This is a genomic window from Salinimicrobium oceani, from assembly GCF_012037645.1.
Genome location: NZ_JAAVJR010000734.1, coordinates 1 through 427, shown reverse-complemented (window position 1 = coordinate 427; position 427 = coordinate 1). Strand labels below are relative to the sequence as shown.

Genomic DNA, 427 nt, shown 5'->3' with positions numbered 1-427 from the left:
CAATAAAAAGAGAAATTTAATTTTCATAACTATGGATTTCATGGTTTTCTAAAGGATCTATAAGTTACTCAATTTATCCGGAGGACCGGGTTAAGTTCCTGTTAAGCAACGGGTATAGGTATTGGATTTTACTATGCTCCGGAAATTTTTTCCGGCTGAGTTTTAACAGTACTTTCATAAAGAAAACGGTAGAAGCTGACTAACTTGTAAGTAATCCCTTTTCCTATAATCCTGAAGAAAACTTAATGAAAAATCTTCTTCTCCCTCTCTTCCTTACATTCCTATTTTCCATCCAGTTATTTGCTCAACGTCCTCAATCTGTTGAAGGAAATGTAAATAACCTTCCGGTGCGGGAATACACCATTGTTATTAATCAGGAATTGGTAAACATTGGAGGAAAGGAAAAAATGGGGATGACAATTAATGG

1 protein-coding gene is annotated in these 427 nt (G+C 35.1%); it reads left to right on the top strand.

Translation table 11 applies throughout. The features are described 5' to 3' along the window. Positions 1–245: 245 nt before the first annotated feature. Positions 246–427: cupredoxin domain-containing protein (locus HC175_RS23975; RefSeq protein WP_209310109.1), on the top strand; the 182-nt coding region annotated here is incomplete at its 3' end.